The organism is Bartonella sp. AP40SXNS (genome assembly GCF_042195825.1).
In the GTDB taxonomy this organism is placed as follows: domain Bacteria; phylum Pseudomonadota; class Alphaproteobacteria; order Rhizobiales; family Rhizobiaceae; genus Bartonella.
The window spans coordinates 1-828 of sequence record NZ_JBHIPB010000100.1 but is presented as its reverse complement, the minus strand read 5'-3'; the positions used below and the strand labels follow the sequence as shown (position 1 = coordinate 828).

Annotated in this window: 1 pseudogene; it reads right to left on the bottom strand. The window is 44.0% G+C overall.

Going from position 1 to position 828, the window contains the following annotated elements:
• Nucleotides 1–789: pseudogene (locus ACFILZ_RS09975) on the bottom strand (phage portal protein); the annotation flags it as partial.
• Nucleotides 790–828 lie beyond the last annotated feature (39 nt).

The following is an 828-nucleotide window of genomic DNA, read 5'->3' as shown; positions in this document are numbered from 1 at the left end:
CGTCAATGGAATATATTGCGCATTCTCCTCACCAGATATCCGTACCAAACGACCATCGGACAAGTAATTCTGTATCAGATGCAAAATAATCTTACCCTGCCTTTTGCGATACAAACGTAAACCATCAAACAGACAAGCAAGCAGATTTAAACTGGATTGGCGTCGTTGTGCCTCCAAAATACCCGCTTGTGTCACTTCCCTTGTACCAATGAATTCGGGTGATAAACCCGTCACCTGATTAATTGCTTCCTTAGCTTCATTAAACAGCTGGAAAAAGCCCTCTGGAAACTGTGCTACAGGCTTTGGTTGTATCTTGCCTTCTGCAAGAGCGCCATCTTCAGCAACTAGCAACGCATCAGCCCGCGCCCAATCTTGCATAGCCTGCCTGATGTCCTTAAACGCCCCTTCCTCGACAATAAGCCCCCCTTTGGATTGGCTATTAAGGATATACATCACTTGACTAAAATATTTATTCGCCCATCGTTGTGGATCTTTTGTCGGACGGACAACCCCATAAAATTGCCGTTCTATCTTATCAAAATACCCTGTTATACACTCCCAACCCAATTGACCCGCTGGAACCAAAGGTTGATCAGGGGATTCAAGCAATTTTCTCCCTAAAAAAGCACGTTTTACGACCTTTTTATTGAAAGCTGCCCCTTGGATATCGGGCATCATGCACTGGAGCTGCTTAAATTCTTCCTCGCTATAATCACGAAGTTCTCCAGTGCTTAAATCGGGCGCTTTGTAATATCGCTCGCTTTCAAACCAACGGCATTCAACAAGCGTTCAAGGCATTGATTTATAATCATAATCTAGCGTTATTCA